Origin of the sequence: Kribbella sp. VKM Ac-2571 (genome assembly GCF_004362255.1) — a bacterium.
In the GTDB taxonomy this organism is placed as follows: Bacteria; Actinomycetota; Actinomycetes; order Propionibacteriales; family Kribbellaceae; genus Kribbella; species Kribbella pratensis.
In genome coordinates this window covers 304986-320331 of the sequence record NZ_SNWS01000007.1, presented here as the reverse complement: position 1 = coordinate 320331, position 15346 = coordinate 304986, and the positions used below count along the sequence as shown (strand labels likewise).

The window sequence follows — 15346 nt, the reverse complement described above, 5'->3', positions numbered from 1 at the left end:
GAGAGTTGCTGTCCCGTGCCGTTTGGACCGGCCGGGAAGGGCTAGTGCCGCTGCTGGATGGCGGGGTGCGATCCGGCGGCGACGAGATCGGCGACCGAGGCGCGGGGATCGCGGCCGGTCACCAGGGTTTCACCGACGAGGACGACATCGGCCCCGGCGCGCGCGAACTCGATTACATCACGCGGACCGCGGACGCCGGACTCGGCCACCCGGACGAGCTCGGTCGGGATCGTCGGCGCGACCCGGGCGAAGGTGTCCCGGTCGACCTCGAGGGTCTTCAGGTTCCGGTTGTTCACGCCGATGAGCTGGGCGCCGGCGTCCACCGCACGCCGGGTCTCCTCCTCGTCGTGCACCTCGACCAGCGGGCACAGGCCGATCGAATGGGCCCGCTCGATCAGCGAGACCAGCGCCTCCTGCTCCAGCGCCGCCGCGATCAGCAGCACCATGTCGGCGCCGGCCGCCCGCGCCTCCCAGAGCTGGTACGACGAGACGATGAAGTCCTTGCGCAGCACAGGTACGTCGACCCGGCCGCGGACCGCCCGCAGGTCGTCGAGGCTCCCGTTGAACCGGCGCTCCTCGGTCAGCACCGAGATCGCCGCGGCGCCGCCCTGCTCGTACTCACCGGCCAGCGCGGCAGGGTCGGTGATCTCGGCCAGCTCGCCCTTGGACGGGCTGGAGCGCTTCACCTCGGCGATGATCGCGATGCCCTCGCCGCGGAACACCGGCATCGGGTCCTTGGCGTCGGGCTTGCGCTGGGCCTCGAGCTTCAGGTCGTCCAGGCTGACCAGCGCCTGGCGCTCCGCGAGGTCCTCCCGGACCCCCGCGAGAATGTCGTCAAGCACAGTCATGTCCGTCCGCCCCTCAGTGGTCGCCGTCGGCCGGGACCCCGAAGCCGAGCAGCTGCAGCACCTTGCCGGCCAGCGCACCCAGCACCGCGATCCCGACGGAGATCCAGAACAGCACCCAGTTCGGCCCCAGCACCATGGCGATGGCGCCGACCGTGAACGCGACCAGCACGATCGCCACCGCCGTCCACGCAGCCGGGCTGTTGCCGTGCAGTTCGTGCGGAGCTTCCTCGATCCGACTGGCCCCTTGATCCGCCACCGTATTGTCCATAGTTGGCGCCACTCCTCCTCGTCGTCCCGTCCTATTGTGGCGGTAGCCCGCCGACATCAGAGAGTCGGGTCCTCCCCGGCGTCGATCGCCTTCCACTGATCCGCCCCGTGATCCGACCTGGCAGCGGCCGGATCACGCTCGTAACGCTGGGTCGCGCTGCGCCAGCGGTGCGCCGTCAGGACGGTGAGCAGACCGGCCGCGACGAGCACGATTCCGCCGCCCAGGGCGAACCACGGCGCCGGGCCTCCGGTCTGGACGACCTGATCGGTCAGTACGGCGCTGAGCACCGGCCGGATGCGGCTCAACTCGGCGCCGTCGGGCCGCACCAGCAGCGCGACGGCGACCGCGATCGCACCCAGCACCACGACAAGAGCACCGAGCAGACGGCGCAGCGCCGTACCGGCGAGTTTGGTGATCACCACCGCCACCAGCGACGCGAGCGCCAGCGCGACCGGGGCCTTGGTGATCGTGTAGCCGTTGAACACCTCGTCAACGCGGCCGGTGCCCGGGTTGACCGACACCCAGGTCAGGTACGCCGAGAGGCCGAGCAGAACGACCGCCACCAGGGTGAGCAGGTCCACCAGCCGTTGCGGCTTCATCCGTCCGCCAGGACGTCGCTGAACGTTCCCGCGACCGCGATCGCGTTGAGTACGGCGGCTGCCTTCGTCCGGCACTCGGCGTCCTCCGCGGCCGGATCCGAGTCCGCGACGATCCCGGCCCCGGCCTGGACGTACGCCGTACCGCCGCGCAGCACCGCGGTGCGGATCGCGATCGCGGTGTCGGCATCGCCGGCGAAGTCCAGGTAGCCGACCACACCGCCGTACACGCCGCGCCGGGTGACCTCGAGCTTGTCGATGATCTCCATCGCGCGCGGTTTCGGTGCCCCCGACAACGTGCCCGCGGGGAACGCGGCGGTGAGCGCGTCGAAGGCCGTCATGCCGGCCTTGAGCTGCCCGGTGACCGTGGACTCCAGGTGCATCACATGGCTGTAGCGGCGGACGTCCATGAAGTCGACGACCTCGACCGTGCCGGGCGCGCAGACCTTGCCGACGTCGTTGCGGCCGAGGTCCACGAGCATCAGGTGCTCGGCGCGTTCCTTCGCGTCCGCGCGCAGCTCCTCCTCCAGCGCATGGTCCTCCTCCGGCGTCGCGCCGCGGCGGCGGGTGCCGGCGATCGGGTGCAGGATCACCTTGTTCTCGGTGACCTTGACCAGTGCCTCCGGGCTGGAGCCGACGATGTCGAAGCCGTCCAGACGGACCAGGTACATGTACGGGCTGGGGTTCGACCGCCGCAGCACCCGGTAGATGTCGAGCGCGGAGGCGCTGCTCTGCAGTTCGAACCGCTGCGAGACGACGATCTGGAACGCCTCGCCCGCGCGGATCTCCTCCTTCGCGTCCTCGACCGCCTGGCGGTACTCGGCGCTGGAGCGCTGCCGGTGCGGGTCCGGCTGGGCCTGCCGGTCCGCGTGCACGACGTACGACGGGGTGGGCCGGGCGAGGTCGCGCTCCATGGCGTCCAGGCGGCGTACGGCGTCGGCGTAGGCCTCGTCGACGCGCTCGTCGGAGTCGTCCCAGTTGACCGCGTTCGCGATCAGCCAGATCTCACCGGTCTCGTGGTCGAGCGCGGCCAGGTCGGTGGCGAACAGGAACGTCAGCTCGGGCAGGCCGAGGTCGTCGGTGGTCGTGTCCGGCAGGCGCTCGAGGCGGCGTACGGCGTCGTACCCGAGGAAGCCGACCATGCCGCCGGTCAGCGGCGGCAGGTCCGGCAGTCGCGGCGTGTGCAGGATCTCGAGCGTCTCGCGCAGCGCCTTCAACGGGTCGCCGGTCTGCGGCAGGCCTACGGGCGGGTTGCCGGTCCAGACGGCCTCGCCGTTGCGTTCGGTCAGCGTCGCGGACGAGCGGACGCCGATGAACGAGTACCTGGACCAGACGCCGCCGTTCTCCGCCGACTCCAGCAGGAACGTGCCTTCCCGTTCGGCCGCGAGCTTGCCGTACACGCCGATCGGGGTCTCCGCGTCGGCCAGCAGCCGCCGCGTCACGGGGATGACGCGGCGGTCCTTCGCGTACTCGCGAAACGTCTCAAGGCTGGGGCTGTTCACGCCTTCACCTCGATCTCGCCGTGCTCGAAGCAGCTGCGGGTCCCGGTGTGACAGGCGGGACCTTCCTGGTCGACGAGGACCAGCAGGGTGTCGGCGTCGCAGTCGACGAGGATCTGCTTGACGTGCTGACGGTGGCCGCTGGTTTCGCCCTTCACCCAGTACTGCTGCCGACTGCGCGACCAGAACGTGCTCCGCCCGCTCTCCGCGGTACGGCGCACCGCCTCGGCGTTCATCCAGCCCACCATCAGGACCTCGCGCGTGTCGTACTGCTGCACCACTGCCGGGATCAGACCGGCCGCGTCGAAGGTCAACTCGTCGATAATCACCCACCCATTGTCCCCGATCCGGGGTTGCCTTCTGACCACGGTCCCGAACTGCGAGGATGGCCCGATGACTGGTGAGGCGCGGATCGAGCAGTTGCTGGCGGAGCATCCGGTGATCGACGGGCACAACGACCTGCCGATCGCGTTCTACGAGCTGTGCGGGTACGACCTGGACGCGTACGACCTGGCCGGTTCGGTCCCGCAGCTCCACACGGACCTGCCGCGGCTCCGCGAAGGCCACGTGGGTGCGCAGTTCTGGTCCCTGTGGGTGCCGCAGGACGAGCACGCGGTACGGCGTACGTTCGAGCAGCTCGACTTCGTCCGGCGACTCGTCGAGCGGTTCCCGTCCGACCTCCAACTGGCCGATACCGCCGACGAGGTGGAGGCAGTGATCAAGGCCGGCCGGGTCGCGTCGCTGATGGGGATGGAGGGCGGCCACTCGATCGGTGAGTCGCTCGGCGTGCTGCGGGTGATGCGGGCGCTCGGCGTGCGGTACATGACGCTGACCCACAACAACAACGTGTCCTGGGCCGACTCGGCGACCGACGAGCCGGTGCTCGGCGGGCTGAGCGAGTTCGGCGAGGACGTCGTACGGGAGATGAATCGGATCGGCATGCTGGTCGACCTCTCGCACGTCTCCGCCCACACCATGCGGCACGCGCTGCGGGTGACGAGTGCGCCGGTGATCTTCAGCCACTCGTCGGCACGCGCGGTGTGCGACGTACCGCGGAACGCGCCGGACGACGTTCTCGAGACGCTGACCGGCAACGACGGCGTCTGCATGGTGACGTTCGTGCCGTACTTCACCTCGCAGGCGTACGTCGACTGGCTCGACGGGATGCACGCACTGGCGAAGGAGCACGGCCTCGAGGCACGCGAACACCGCGAGAAGGTCGAGGCGATGTACGGCGTGCCGCGGCCGGAGATCACGCTCGCGGACGTGGTCGAGCATGTCGAACACGTCCGCGAGGTCGCGGGTGTCGACCACATCGGTCTCGGCGGCGACTACGACGGCTGCCCGGAGTTCCCGGTAGAGCTGCCGGACGTGGCGTCGTACCCGGTGCTGTTCAGCGCGCTGGCCGACCGCGGCTGGAGCGACGAGGAGCTCGGCAAACTTGCCGGAGGCAACATCCTGCGCGTGCTCCGGGCCGCGGACGACGTGGCTAGTGCTTAGGTACTGCTTAGGTACTGCTCAAGCGTCCCGGTACTGGGAGCGGATCTCGTCCTGCGGCTCGAGCCCGGCGGCCTGGTACGTCGCGACCGCGCCGACGTTCGTTGCCGGGGTGACCGTGTAGACGCTGGACGCGCCCATCTCCTGGAGCGTGCGAGCGCAACCGAGGACCATCGCGGTGCCGTACCCGCGGCCGCGGTGCAGGCGGTGGACGCCCATCGGCTCGATGTAGCCGGGGCGTCCCTCGCCGGCCGACCAGACGGTGGCGGCGGCAACGGATTCGCCGAGCTCGTTGCGGAGCACGAGATCGCGTGCGTCGGCGTACGGCAGGCCGTCGGCCATCGCGAACCAGCGGTCGTCGGTGAACGTCGACCCGTCGAACGACGCCCGCTGTACGCCGGTCCGCTCGTGAGCCTCCTCCGGGCCGACCACATCGATCCGTACACCCGGATCCGGCACCGGGTCGGTCAGGTCGCGCCACACCGGGACCCACGGCACGTCCGCGTTCCAGCCGTCCTTGAACAGCAGGTCCTGGACGAGCGCTCCCATCGGCGTCTCGACGTACACCTTGCCCTCGATCAGCACGCCCCTCGCGGGCTCCGACACGTCCTCGGCGATCCGCTGCGCGAGCTCCTCGTCACGCTGGAGGTCCGGCTCGATCGCCATCCGCAGCCAGTCCGGCTCGTCGAGCATCCCGATCGCGACGATCTCCCCGCCCCGCCGCCAGATCCGGGTCGCCGCCGCCGTCCGCTCCTCCCCGAACCGCCAGAACCACCCGAGATCCCCCGGATGCAACTGCGACGCCACCCCCTCCCGCTGCCACTCCCGCAGCACCCCCACAACGTCGCCCAACTCCCCGGCCCCCGCCGTAACCATCTCAATACCCATCCCCCGATCACACACCATCGACCCCACCCACCGCACCCGACTTCCCGCCCCACGCCCGCCGAAGGTCGACTTTGTGCACCGGATCCGTACGTCCGAAGCCTGCAAATGCGGATCCGGTGCACAAAGTCGAGTTGTCCACAGGCAGTCGGGCGGCGGACGGCAGCGGGGCGGGGTTTGTTGGAGGATTGGGTGGGTGGAACGGCTTGGCGACGGGGTGCGGAGGCGGCTAGCTCACCGGATGGGCCGGCCTCTGCGGCATGTCGACCTGATGGAGCTGGGCCTGCAGAAGTACGACGTCGAACGGTTGCTGCGCAATGGACGGCTGCAGCACGCGTACGGCCGGTACGTCGACGGGAGTCTCGACGAACCCCTCGCCCGCGCCGCGTGCGCGCAGGCAGCACATCCGAGGTCGGTCATCAGCCATTTCACGGCAGCGCACCTCACCGGCCTCCGGGTGTGGACCGGCCGCGACCGACAGACGGCCGCGAACCCGATCTGGCTCAGCTGCGAACCAGGGAGCCGCCGCAACCTGAAGCGCACCGACGTCGTACTGCACCGAGCGGGCCTAACCGCACGAGACCTGCAGCTGTACCAGGGGCTGTGGCTCACTTCGGACGCTCGGACAACAGTCGACATCGCGCGCGAGTTACCACTCCGCGAGGCCGCCGTGACCGTCGATCACGCGTTGTCCGGATCAGTCTCGCTCGCCGAACTCGAGGCGGTCCTGGAGCGTCAGTACCGGTGGCCCGGCGTACGGAAGGCCCGAGCGGCTGTTGCCTTGGGCGATCCTCGCTCCGAGTCGGCCCTGGAGTCGTACGCGCGCATGGTGTTCGCGGACGGCGGCCTTCCGACGCCTGTACTTCAAGTCGAGTTCTGGGACGGGTATCGCTGGCTGGCACTTCGTGTCGACTTCTGGTGGCCCGAGTTCCGCACCGTCGGGGAAGCAGACGGCCTGGAGAAGTTCGAGGCGGCGACGCCGAGTGAACGCCGCCGGTCGCTTCGCCGGTCGTTCGAGCGTGACCAGCAACTCTCCGATTGCGGTCTCGAGGTAGTTCATTTCGGGTGGGAGGATGCGGTTCTCCACCCGGGCGATCTCGTCCGCCGGTTTCGCGGCGCGTTCGAGCGCGGCTCCCGCCGTACCGGCCCCGTCCCCACCTGGCGCGCCGCCGCGCCACAAACAACCCGCCCCGCCGCCTAACCCACCGGGCGCCGGACCCCGCGAGCTCTCCTGCCCGCCACTTTGTGCACGGTATCCGTAGTTTTGTCTGGCTGTCGCACGGATGTCATGCACAAAGTCGAGCCTTCGGGGGCGGGGGCGGGGGCGGGGGCGGGGGGTGGCGGGGGGTGGCGGGGGCTGGGTTTGAGGTTTTGGTGGTCGGGCACGGGGCGTGGGCTAGTGACAATCGACGGATGGAGTGGCTGTGCTGACCCTGACTGAGAACGCGACGCTGGTGATCAAGAGCATCACCGGGGTCGAAGGCGCGCCGGACGGGGCCGGGGTGCGGATCTCGCAGGACAACCCGGCGGATCCGGCACTCGCGGTGACCACGACCGAGGCTCCGCAACCGGGTGACCAGGTCGTCGAGGACGCGGGTGCCCGGGTCTTCCTCGAGCAGAACGCCGCGAACGCGCTCGACGACAAGATCCTGGACGCGGCGGTCGACGGCAAGGGCGGTGTCGAGTTCCTGCTGGTCCCGCAGCCGGGCGCGAGCAACGGCACGGCCCCGACCCCCTGAGCAACACGTCGGTACGTACCGACGAACGGGTAGTGGGTGACGTCCCCGCCCGCCGGCAGGTCACACTGAGCGTGACCACAAGCCCGGCGGGCGGGGACGTCCCGTTCTTCGGTACGCCGTCAGAGCGCGCTGCGCTGAGCGATCCAGCTGTCGTGCAGGCGGGTGTAGACCCCGCCGGCGCCGACAAGCTCGGCGTGTGAGCCGCGTTCCACGATCTTGCCCTCGTCGAAGACCAGGACCTCGTCGGCTGCCTCGGCCGTCGACAGGCGGTGCGCGATGGTGACCGACGTACGGCCGGACATCAAACGCTCCAGTGCCGCGTTCACCCGCACCTCGGTGCCGGGGTCGACCGCTGAGGTCGCTTCGTCGAGCACGAGCAGGTCCGGGTCGGCGATGTTCGCGCGGACTAGGGCCACCAGCTGCCGCTCCCCCGCCGACAGCGACTCGCCGCGCTGACCGACAGGCGACTGCAGCCCGTCCGGCAGCGACTCCAGCCAGTCCGTCAGACCGAGCGACTCGAACGCCGTGACCAGCTCCGCGTCCGTCACCTCGGGCCGCCCGAACCGCACGTTCTCGGCCAGCGACGCGTCGAACAGGTACCCGTCCTGCGGCACCATCACGACCCGCTCCCGCAGCGACTCGAAGGAGATCTCGCGGGCGTCCACCCCGTCCAGCCGCACCGCCCCGGATGTCGGATCCATCAATCGGGTGAGCAACTTCGCGAACGTCGTCTTGCCGGACCCGGTCTCCCCGACCACTGCGACTCGCCGGTGCGGTTCGATCCGTACGTCGACGTCACGCAGCACCAATTCGCCTTCCGGGTAAGCGAAATCGACGTCGTCGAACTCGACCGTGATCGGCCCGCGCGCCTGCTTCACGCCGTCCTCGCCCGGGTCTGCGACATCGGCCGGCGTCGCGATCACGCCGAGCACCCGCCGCCAGCCGGCGAACGCACTCTGCGCATCCGTCAGCACCTGCGTGGCGATCTGCACCGGGTCCGAGAACAGGGCCACCAGGAACATGAAGGCAAGCAGCTCCCCGAGGGTCGCCTGCTTGTGGATCCCGAGCAGTACGCCGACCGTCAGTACGCCGGCGTTCGCGAAACCGGCGGCCAGACCGCCGATCGAGAACGTCAGACCGGTGAGCGCCTGCGCCCTCGTCGCCGTATGGCGATAGTCCTCGATCGACGCGTCGATCCGGTCCTGTGTGCGCTGCTCGATCGCGTACGAGCGGACCACCTGCGCGCCGACCACCGGCTCCGCGATCGCGGACAGCATCTCGCCGACCTTCGCCCGCACTACGCCGTACGCCTTCGACATCGCGCGCTGCAGGTACTTCAGGCTGGCGAACAGCGGGATGAAGCAGGCCAGCACGACCAGCGCGAGCTGCCACGAGTAGACGAACATCACGATCGTCGCGAGCAGCATCTGCCCGAGGCTGACCAGGAAGATGAACCCGCCGAACTGCAGGAACTGCGACACCGTGTCCACGTCCGACGTGACCCGGCTCACCAGCGCCCCGCGCCGCTCGGTGCTCTGGGTCAGCACCGGCAGGTCGTGCACGTGCCGGAACGCCTTGATTCGCATCGTCGCCAGCCCGTGCTCCGAGTTGACCGCGAGCCGCACGGTCGTCAGGTACGACGCTCCCGCGGTGAGGATCACGCCCACCGCGCAGATCAGGCACATCCAGGCGACATACGACGTGTCCGGACCGCCCGGGCCGGACAGGCCCTTGTCGATGGTCTGCTGCACGGCGATCGGTACGACGATCCGCCCGGCCGTCATCGTCAGCGCGAGGAGTCCGGTCAGCCACCACCCGCGCGCGAGCTCGGGCGAGACCTTCAGACCGTCCTTGAGGGTCTGCAATCCGCCCGCGTTGTCGCCGTGGTCGAGCCGCGAAGCTTCCGCCGCGCTCACGCTGAAACCCCTTCCGAATCAAGCTGTGTATCCTCTTGGGCCTCTTCGAGGCGGCGCTCGGTGTCCTTCTCGTACGCGTCGACCAGGTCCCGGTAGGCCGGCGTCGAAGCCTGCAGCTCGGTGTGCGTCCCGTGGGCCTGGATCCGGCCTTCGTCGAGGAACAGCACCTCGTCGGCAAGCGAGATCGTCGCCTTGCGATACGCGATCACCAGCACGGTCGTCGCCGCACCGGAGTCCCCCTGTCCCGACGATTGCACCGCGGATCGCAGTCCGGCCAGAATCCTGGCCTCGACCTGCGGGTCGACCGCGCTCGTCGCGTCGTCCAGGATCAGCAGCCGCGGCCGCCGTACCAGCGCCCGCGCCAGCGCGATCCGCTGCCGCTGCCCGCCGGACAGCGTCGTCCCGCGCTCGCCGACCTTGGTGTCCAGCCCGTCCGGCAGGGCTTTCACGAAGCCGTCGCCCTGCGCGATCCGCAGCGCGTCCCACACGTCGTCGTCGCTGTAGTCCCCGCCGAGCGTGATGTTGCCGCGGATCGTGTCGTCGAACAGGAACGCGGTCTGCGCGACCAGCGCGACCGACCCGGCCAGCTCGTCGCGGGCGAGATCGCGCAGGTCGATCCCGTCGATCTTCACCGCACCCTGCTCCGGGTCGACGAGCCGGGTCAGCAGCGTCGTCAGCGTCGACTTCCCGGCTCCCGTCGGCCCGACGACCGCGACGGTCCGGCCGGGCTCGACCGTGAAGTCCACCCCGGCGAGTACGTCGCGCTCCGGCAGGTACCCGAACCGGACGCCGGCGACCTGCAGCCGGGCCGCCTTCGTCGACGTCAGCCGCGCCTCGCCGTACTCCGTCCCGCCCTCGGCCGTCAGCACCCGCTGCACGCGGTCCCACCCGACGACCGACCGCGGAAGCTCACCGAGCACCCAGCCGAGCGCCCGGATCGGGAAGCCGATCAGCGTGAACAGGAACGCCACCTGGACCACGTCGCCCGCGTCCGCGCCGCCGGAGCGCACCCGCCCGACGCCGACCAGCAGCACCGCGAGTACGCCGAGTCTGGGCAGGCCGTCGATCACCGGGTCGAACATGCCGCGAGCCTTGTTCACCGCGATGTTGGCGTCACGCAGCGCGTACGTCGGCGCGCGGAACCGCTCCGTCTCGGCGGCCTCGCGGCCCAGCGTCTTCACCACCAGCGCGCCGTCGAACGACTCGTGGGCGACCTCGGAGACGTCCGCGCGGAGCTGCTGCGCCCGGGTCGCGAGCGGCTGCAGGTAGCGCTGGAAGATCACGTTCGCGACGAACACCAGCGGGAACACCAGGCACCCCACCAGCGCGAGCCAGACGTCGGCCGCGAACATAGCGATGGTCGCGAACACCAGCATCGCGATGACGCCGATCGCCATCGGCAGCGGCGCGATCACGAACCAGGTCGACTCCACGTCGGCGTTGGCGTTCGACAGCAACATGCCGGTCGAGTGCTGGTGGTGCCACTCCAGCGGCAGCTTCAGGTACTGCCGGGTGACCCGGCGGCGGTACGTCGCCTGCAGGCGGAACTGCATCACACCGGCCCCGAGCCGCCGTCCGACGACCCCGATCGCGTTCAGGATCGCGATCCCCATGAACAGCGAGATCAGCGCCGCGATCGTGCCGCCGGTGGTGTCACCGCGCTCGAACGACGGGCGGATCAGGTGGTCGGTGGACCAGCCGAGCGCCCAGCCGCCGGCCACCGTCATAGCGCCGTACAGCATGCTGGCGAGCACGGACAGCGCGAAGACCCCCGGCTGCTCCCAGATCGCGACCCGCAGCACTCCGAAACCTCTTCGAGTGACGCTGCCCTTGTCTGGGACTTTCGGCACAGGCAAGACACACTCCAGGACAGTCAGGTGCATACGTGGGACACAGGCATGACAACGAATGACATTCTGCCACCCGCCCCACCCAACTACGATCGGATATGTGACCGACTACAGCCGGATAGAACGACTCGCTCTGTGTGACCTGTTCGAGGAGGTCGGTCCCGCCGCTCCGACGCTGTGTGACGGCTGGGACGCCTACGACCTCGCAGTCCACCTGTACGTCCGGGAAGCCGACCCGATGGCAGGCCCCGGGATCATGATCCCGGCGCTCGCGGACACCACCGAGAGACGGATGCAGCGGGCCAAGGAGCGCTACGGCTTCGCGGAGGTCGTCGGCAAGGTACGCAACGGCCCGCCGCCGGTCTCGATCTACGCGCTGCCGAAGCTCGGGCACCAGCTCAACACCACCGAGTACTTCGTCCACCACGAGGACGTCCGCCGCGCCCAGCCGTCGTACGACGTCCGCGACCTTCCCGCCGAGCAGCAGGACGCGCTGTGGAAGGCGGTCCGGCTGGCGGCGAAGACGATGATGCGCAAGGCGCCGAGCGGCCTGGTGCTCAAGCGGCCCGACGGTACGACGGCCGTCGCGAAGCGGCCGAACGACAACGGTTCCGTCACCGTGACGGGCGAGCCCGGCGAGCTGGTCCTGTTCTGCTTCGGGCGTCAGCAGGTGGCCGACGTACAGCTGGACGGCGACGCGGAGACGGTCGAGCGGCTCCGCAACGCATCATTCGGCGTGTGATTTACGCCGGGTGCGCTGGATCAGACTGCTCACGACGGTGGTCAGGATGACCAGCACGATCGCTGCCAGCACGCCCTGCCACGGCTCGTCGAAGAGCGCGTAGCCGAGCAGGCCGATCGCCATGTAGACCGCCGCCCACAGCGATGACGCGAGCAGGTCGACGAGCGCGAACCGCTCCCACTTGTAGCCGGCGAGCCCGGCCGCGAGCAGCACCGGGACCCGGCCGCCCGGGATCAGCCGGGACGTGAGCAGGACGCTGATCTCGTGCTCGGCCAGCCGCTCCCGGAGCGCGTCCAGCGACGCGTTGTCGCGCAACCACCCGATCCGCTTCGCCAGCCGTTCGCCGCCGAACCGGCATCCGGCGTACACGATCAGGTCCCCGGCGTACGCTCCGGCCGCGCCCGCGATCAGTACGCCGACCAGCCCGATCGGATTGCTGTGCGACGCCAGTACCGCGCCCGCCGACACCGCGGCGCCGGTCGGCAACACGGGCAGCACCGCCCCGATCAGGACCGCGCCGGCCAACGCGAACAAGTACCAGAGATCGAACGTGGTATCGCCTGTCACGTAGGCACCTCGATCGACTCGCCCGGCACCAGAACCTCCACCTTCACAGCGGGATCCACCTCGGTCATCGCAGCCTTGAACCTGTCCCCCGGTGGCAGGAACAGCTCCGGTTTGACCCAGTCGAGACCGATCGGCCAGAACGTCCCGAAATGTACCGGCACCGCCGTCGACGCACCGACCCGCCGCACCGCCTCGGCCGCACGGATCGGGTCCAGGTGCCCCGGCCCGAGCGAAGGTCCCCAGCCACCCACGGGCACCAGCGCGAGATCGATCGCACCGGTCTCGGCCGCGAGATCGTCGTACAGATCGGTGTCCCCCGCGAACCAGACACTCGCCGAGCCGTCGACCCGGTACCCCAGCGGCTGGGCGGCGTACGACGACCACGGCAGCCGCCGCTGGTCGTGGTGGGCCGTGACGGCGGTGATCTCGAGCGACCCGATCCGGACTTGATTGCCGGGCGCAACCTCGATGCAGCGGTCCGAGTACCTCGGCCCGCTGTCGGCGTGGATGAGCCTGGCCGCACCGCGCGGCACGATCAGCGCGGCGTCCGGCGCGATGAACGGCAACGACGTGAGATGCAGGTGGTCGGCATGCAGATGCGAGATCAGGACCGCGTCACACTTGCCCGCCTCAGCGGTCGGCGTCGGGCCGCGACGGCGGCGCAGGTGCGCGATCCGCGAGGTCAGCACCGGGTCGGTGAGGAGCCGCGTGCCGTTCGCCTCGATCGTGGTGGTGGCATGCCCCCACCACGTCACTCGCATGTCACTCGCATGTCACTCGCATGTCACCCGCACGCTTCAGGCCTCCACCTTCGACTCGACCGGTACGTCCTTGCGCTGCCCCAGCTTCTCCAGCCAGTCGATCAGCACCTCGTGGACCGCGTCGGAGCCTACGGGAGGCTCGGTCAGCACCCAGCGACTCGGGTGCACCAGAACCGCCTCGGTCTGCCAGCCGCCGATCCCGCCGTGACATCCAACCAGTTCCTCGAACGCCGCCACCTCGTGGGTGTACTCGTCCAGCCGGCTGACCACCACCAGGTCACCGTTGTGCGGCATCTCCGCCTGGTGGAGCAACGACGGCGCCGCAAGCTCGCCGTACGCCGCCAGCGGGTCCTCCCCCTCCACCCGGCCGGACCGCAGGACCCGGACCCCGGCCCGTCCGATCGCGACCGGTCCCTCGGCGAGCGAGTCGACCACGACGAACCCGATCCCGGGATGGGTCGCGAGACCCGGGATCAGCTTCGGGTGCAGCAGCTCGATCTCCTCCAGCGGCACCCGGCCGGGCGTCGTCGCCAGGTAGATCAGCGCCAGATTGCCGGACGCGGTCACGACCACCTGCTCGTCCGCGGCGATCAGCGGCTCGCAGTCCTTCGGGCCGAGCTCGACCTCGCCGGTCTTGACGTGCAGCGCCCTCCGGGTCACGGACCCGGCCACGCTGCGGCGCATGCTCAGCTCGGTGAGGAACGCGTTCACCGGGCCCCAGCCCTCGGACTTGCCGACCGCCGCGACCGGTTCCTTGGTGGTGTCGACGAGGTCGTCGACCACCTCGGCGAGCGTCCGGCCGTAGCGCTGCAGGAACGTCGCGCCCTGACTCTGGCCGTGGTCCGACAGCACGACGATCTCGTACGAGTGCGGGAGGATCTCGATGATCCGCTGCAGCGCGCCGAGCACCCGGTCGAGACCTTCGAGGGTCTGCAGCGACTCGGCGCGGGTCGGGCCGGCGTGGTGCGCGACCTCGTCGTAGTCGACGAAGTCGCAGTAGACGACCGGTGTGCCCTTCACCAGTTCGTCGGTGATCAGCGAGACGTTCAGGTCGCGGAGCAGGACATTGGTGATCGCGCGCAGGAAGATGTACCCGCCGCCGCGCTTCACCCGCGGGACCAGGTGCCGGACACGCTGCCGGCGGGCCTGGTGCAGTTCCTTGATCATCTCGGCCACGCACAGCACCAGGCCCCGCGCGGCGCCCTGCGGGCTGGAGAAGAACCGCACGTAGCCGCGGCTGCGGCTGTTCGGCAGGGAGGCCCGGCTGAACACCAGCTCGCACTTGTCCGCGTCGCCGGACCAGTTGTTGCTGATACTGACGCCGCCGTCCGCGAGCAGGCCGCGGCCGGTGGACATCCGGGCCTCGATCTCCGCCGCGTCCCGGCCGCGGTTGGTGACCATCACCCGGCCGGTCTCCTTCTCGTACCACCGGAACGCCGGGATGTGCCGCGAGCCGCCGTGCAGGATCCCGGCCTGGCTCGCCGGGGTCGTGGCCGGTACGCCGGTGTGCCAGGCGAGCATCGAGTGCTTGCCGTCCCGGATCCAGCCGCCGAGGTTCGGCAGGTTGCCGGCCAGGACCATCCAGTTCAGCAGCGGGGCGGACAGGCCGTCGATCTGGATGATCAGCATCCCGGTCTTCGCCGCGGGCTGGATCCGCCGGGCACGGCGGTGCACGACCCGCATCACCTCCGCGACGTACGCGTCGTCACTGCCCGCGTACGCGACCCAGCCGACGAAGGCACTCACCGACGACATCCAGATCGACACCAGCAGCGGTGCCTCCACCCCGCCGTGCAGGCTCACCCCGGGATCGACGGTGATAGCGAGGTAGACGACTCCGAACTGTGACAGCAGCCCGCCGATCAGCACCCCGAGCGAGCCGATCAGCACCGCGATCCCGGCCAGCACCCAGCGCACCAGCACCGAGAACACCGCCAGCAGGACGACCAGCCGGAGGATCGGCAGCCGGCCGTCGCTGCTGATCTGCGGCAGCGTCCAGAACGTGATGATCAGCGAGATCAAGGACAGCAGGCCGCCGACGAGCATCGCCTGCAGGCCGCGTCCGGTGCGGCGCAGGTCCAGCCACACCGGACGTCCACGCCTGTTCTTCGACACCTGTTCTGGTGGTTTCGCCATCGCCTGCTTCTTGCTCCCCGTCCCGTCTAGCCATGCAGGTAC

At 69.8% G+C, this 15346-nt stretch carries 15 protein-coding genes; 4 read left to right on the top strand and 11 right to left on the bottom strand.

Going from position 1 to position 15346, the window contains the following annotated elements; all coding sequences use genetic code 11:
• Nucleotides 1–41: 41 nt before the first annotated feature.
• The 5 genes from trpC to hisI are packed head-to-tail and all read right to left on the bottom strand — an operon-like array spanning nt 42 to nt 3540.
• The gene (gene trpC / locus EV651_RS18175; RefSeq protein WP_133786373.1) at nt 42–848 is read right to left on the bottom strand and encodes an indole-3-glycerol phosphate synthase TrpC; all 807 of its coding nucleotides are present in this window, start codon (nt 846–848) and stop codon (nt 42–44) included.
• Between the two features lie 13 nt (nt 849–861).
• On the bottom strand, nt 862–1116 hold the full coding sequence (locus tag EV651_RS18170) for an HGxxPAAW family protein (protein ID WP_133786372.1): 255 nt from the start codon (nt 1114–1116) through the stop codon (nt 862–864).
• Nucleotides 1117–1172: 56 nt separating this feature from the next.
• The gene (locus EV651_RS18165) at nt 1173–1715 is read right to left on the bottom strand and encodes a Trp biosynthesis-associated membrane protein (protein ID WP_133786371.1); all 543 of its coding nucleotides are present in this window, start codon (nt 1713–1715) and stop codon (nt 1173–1175) included.
• Nucleotides 1712–3214: an anthranilate synthase component I gene (locus EV651_RS18160; RefSeq protein ID WP_133786370.1), complete on the bottom strand. Its 1503-nt coding sequence runs from the start codon at nt 3212–3214 to the stop codon at nt 1712–1714. The genes EV651_RS18165 and EV651_RS18160 overlap by 4 nt, the downstream gene beginning before the upstream one ends.
• Nucleotides 3211–3540 (bottom strand): phosphoribosyl-AMP cyclohydrolase, encoded by a 330-nt coding sequence (gene hisI / locus EV651_RS18155; RefSeq protein ID WP_133786369.1) that lies wholly within the window; start codon nt 3538–3540, stop codon nt 3211–3213. Before hisI ends, EV651_RS18160 begins: the two co-directional genes overlap by 4 nt.
• A gap of 64 nt (nt 3541–3604) precedes the next feature.
• On the opposite strand from hisI, the gene EV651_RS18150 reads away from it, so the two are divergent.
• Nucleotides 3605–4711, top strand: a complete 1107-nt coding sequence (locus tag EV651_RS18150) for a dipeptidase (RefSeq protein ID WP_133786368.1) — start codon at nt 3605–3607, stop codon at nt 4709–4711.
• 18 nt (nt 4712–4729) lie between these two features.
• Here the strand turns inward: EV651_RS18150 and EV651_RS18145 are convergent, their stop codons facing one another.
• Complete coding sequence (locus EV651_RS18145) at nt 4730–5596, bottom strand: N-acetyltransferase (protein WP_238157013.1); 867 nt, start codon at nt 5594–5596, stop codon at nt 4730–4732.
• A 238-nt stretch (nt 5597–5834) separates the two neighbouring features.
• Between EV651_RS18145 and EV651_RS41395 the strand changes: the two genes are divergently transcribed.
• Together EV651_RS41395 and EV651_RS18130 are read left to right on the top strand one after the other, a co-directional pair.
• Entirely contained in the window at nt 5835–6794 is a 960-nt protein-coding gene (locus EV651_RS41395; RefSeq protein ID WP_166658647.1) for a hypothetical protein, read from the top strand.
• 223 nt (nt 6795–7017) lie between these two features.
• On the top strand, nt 7018–7332 hold the full coding sequence (locus EV651_RS18130) for a Fe-S cluster assembly protein HesB (RefSeq protein ID WP_133786365.1): 315 nt from the start codon (nt 7018–7020) through the stop codon (nt 7330–7332).
• A 119-nt stretch (nt 7333–7451) separates the two neighbouring features.
• Here the strand turns inward: EV651_RS18130 and EV651_RS18125 are convergent, their stop codons facing one another.
• Together EV651_RS18125 and EV651_RS18120 are read right to left on the bottom strand one after the other, a co-directional pair.
• Nucleotides 7452–9248, bottom strand: a complete 1797-nt coding sequence (locus EV651_RS18125) for an ABC transporter ATP-binding protein (protein WP_133786364.1) — start codon at nt 9246–9248, stop codon at nt 7452–7454.
• Nucleotides 9245–11098 (bottom strand): ABC transporter ATP-binding protein, encoded by a 1854-nt coding sequence (locus EV651_RS18120; protein ID WP_370352885.1) that lies wholly within the window; start codon nt 11096–11098, stop codon nt 9245–9247. Before EV651_RS18120 ends, EV651_RS18125 begins: the two co-directional genes overlap by 4 nt.
• A 100-nt stretch (nt 11099–11198) precedes the next feature.
• Here EV651_RS18120 and EV651_RS18115 point away from each other — a divergent pair, with 100 nt between their 5' ends.
• On the top strand, nt 11199–11840 hold the full coding sequence (locus tag EV651_RS18115) for a TIGR03085 family metal-binding protein (protein WP_133786362.1): 642 nt from the start codon (nt 11199–11201) through the stop codon (nt 11838–11840).
• Here EV651_RS18115 and EV651_RS18110 read toward each other — a convergent pair.
• The 3 genes from EV651_RS18110 to EV651_RS18100 are packed head-to-tail and all read right to left on the bottom strand — an operon-like array spanning nt 11826 to nt 15304.
• Entirely contained in the window at nt 11826–12407 is a 582-nt protein-coding gene (locus EV651_RS18110; RefSeq protein WP_133786361.1) for a DedA family protein, read from the bottom strand. The two genes, EV651_RS18115 and EV651_RS18110, sit on opposite strands and share 15 nt — an antisense overlap.
• Nucleotides 12404–13168, bottom strand: coding sequence for an MBL fold metallo-hydrolase (locus tag EV651_RS18105; RefSeq protein WP_133786360.1), 765 nt, complete (start codon nt 13166–13168; stop codon nt 12404–12406). The genes EV651_RS18110 and EV651_RS18105 overlap by 4 nt, the downstream gene beginning before the upstream one ends.
• Nucleotides 13169–13204: 36 nt before the next feature.
• Nucleotides 13205–15304 carry a phage holin family protein gene (locus EV651_RS18100; RefSeq protein ID WP_133786359.1) on the bottom strand — a complete coding sequence of 700 codons (2100 nt, stop codon included), beginning with the start codon at nt 15302–15304 and terminating at the stop codon, nt 13205–13207.
• Nucleotides 15305–15346: the final 42 nt, after the last annotated feature.

What these genes read in the sequence shown, in the direction of transcription:
- trpC (WP_133786373.1), bottom strand. Translation starts at nt 848, where the DNA reads ATGACTGTGCTTGACGACATTCTCGCGGGGGTCCGGGAGGACCTCGCG.
- EV651_RS18170 (WP_133786372.1), bottom strand. Translation starts at nt 1,116, where the DNA reads ATGGACAATACGGTGGCGGATCAAGGGGCCAGTCGGATCGAGGAAGCT.
- EV651_RS18165 (WP_133786371.1), bottom strand. Translation starts at nt 1,715, where the DNA reads ATGAAGCCGCAACGGCTGGTGGACCTGCTCACCCTGGTGGCGGTCGTT.
- EV651_RS18150 (WP_133786368.1), top strand. Translation starts at nt 3,605, where the DNA reads ATGACTGGTGAGGCGCGGATCGAGCAGTTGCTGGCGGAGCATCCGGTG.
- EV651_RS18145 (WP_238157013.1), bottom strand. Translation starts at nt 5,596, where the DNA reads ATGGGTATTGAGATGGTTACGGCGGGGGCCGGGGAGTTGGGCGACGTT.
- EV651_RS41395 (WP_166658647.1), top strand. Translation starts at nt 5,835, where the DNA reads ATGGGCCGGCCTCTGCGGCATGTCGACCTGATGGAGCTGGGCCTGCAG.
- EV651_RS18105 (WP_133786360.1), bottom strand. Translation starts at nt 13,168, where the DNA reads ATGCGAGTGACGTGGTGGGGGCATGCCACCACCACGATCGAGGCGAAC.
- EV651_RS18100 (WP_133786359.1), bottom strand. Translation starts at nt 15,304, where the DNA reads ATGGCGAAACCACCAGAACAGGTGTCGAAGAACAGGCGTGGACGTCCG.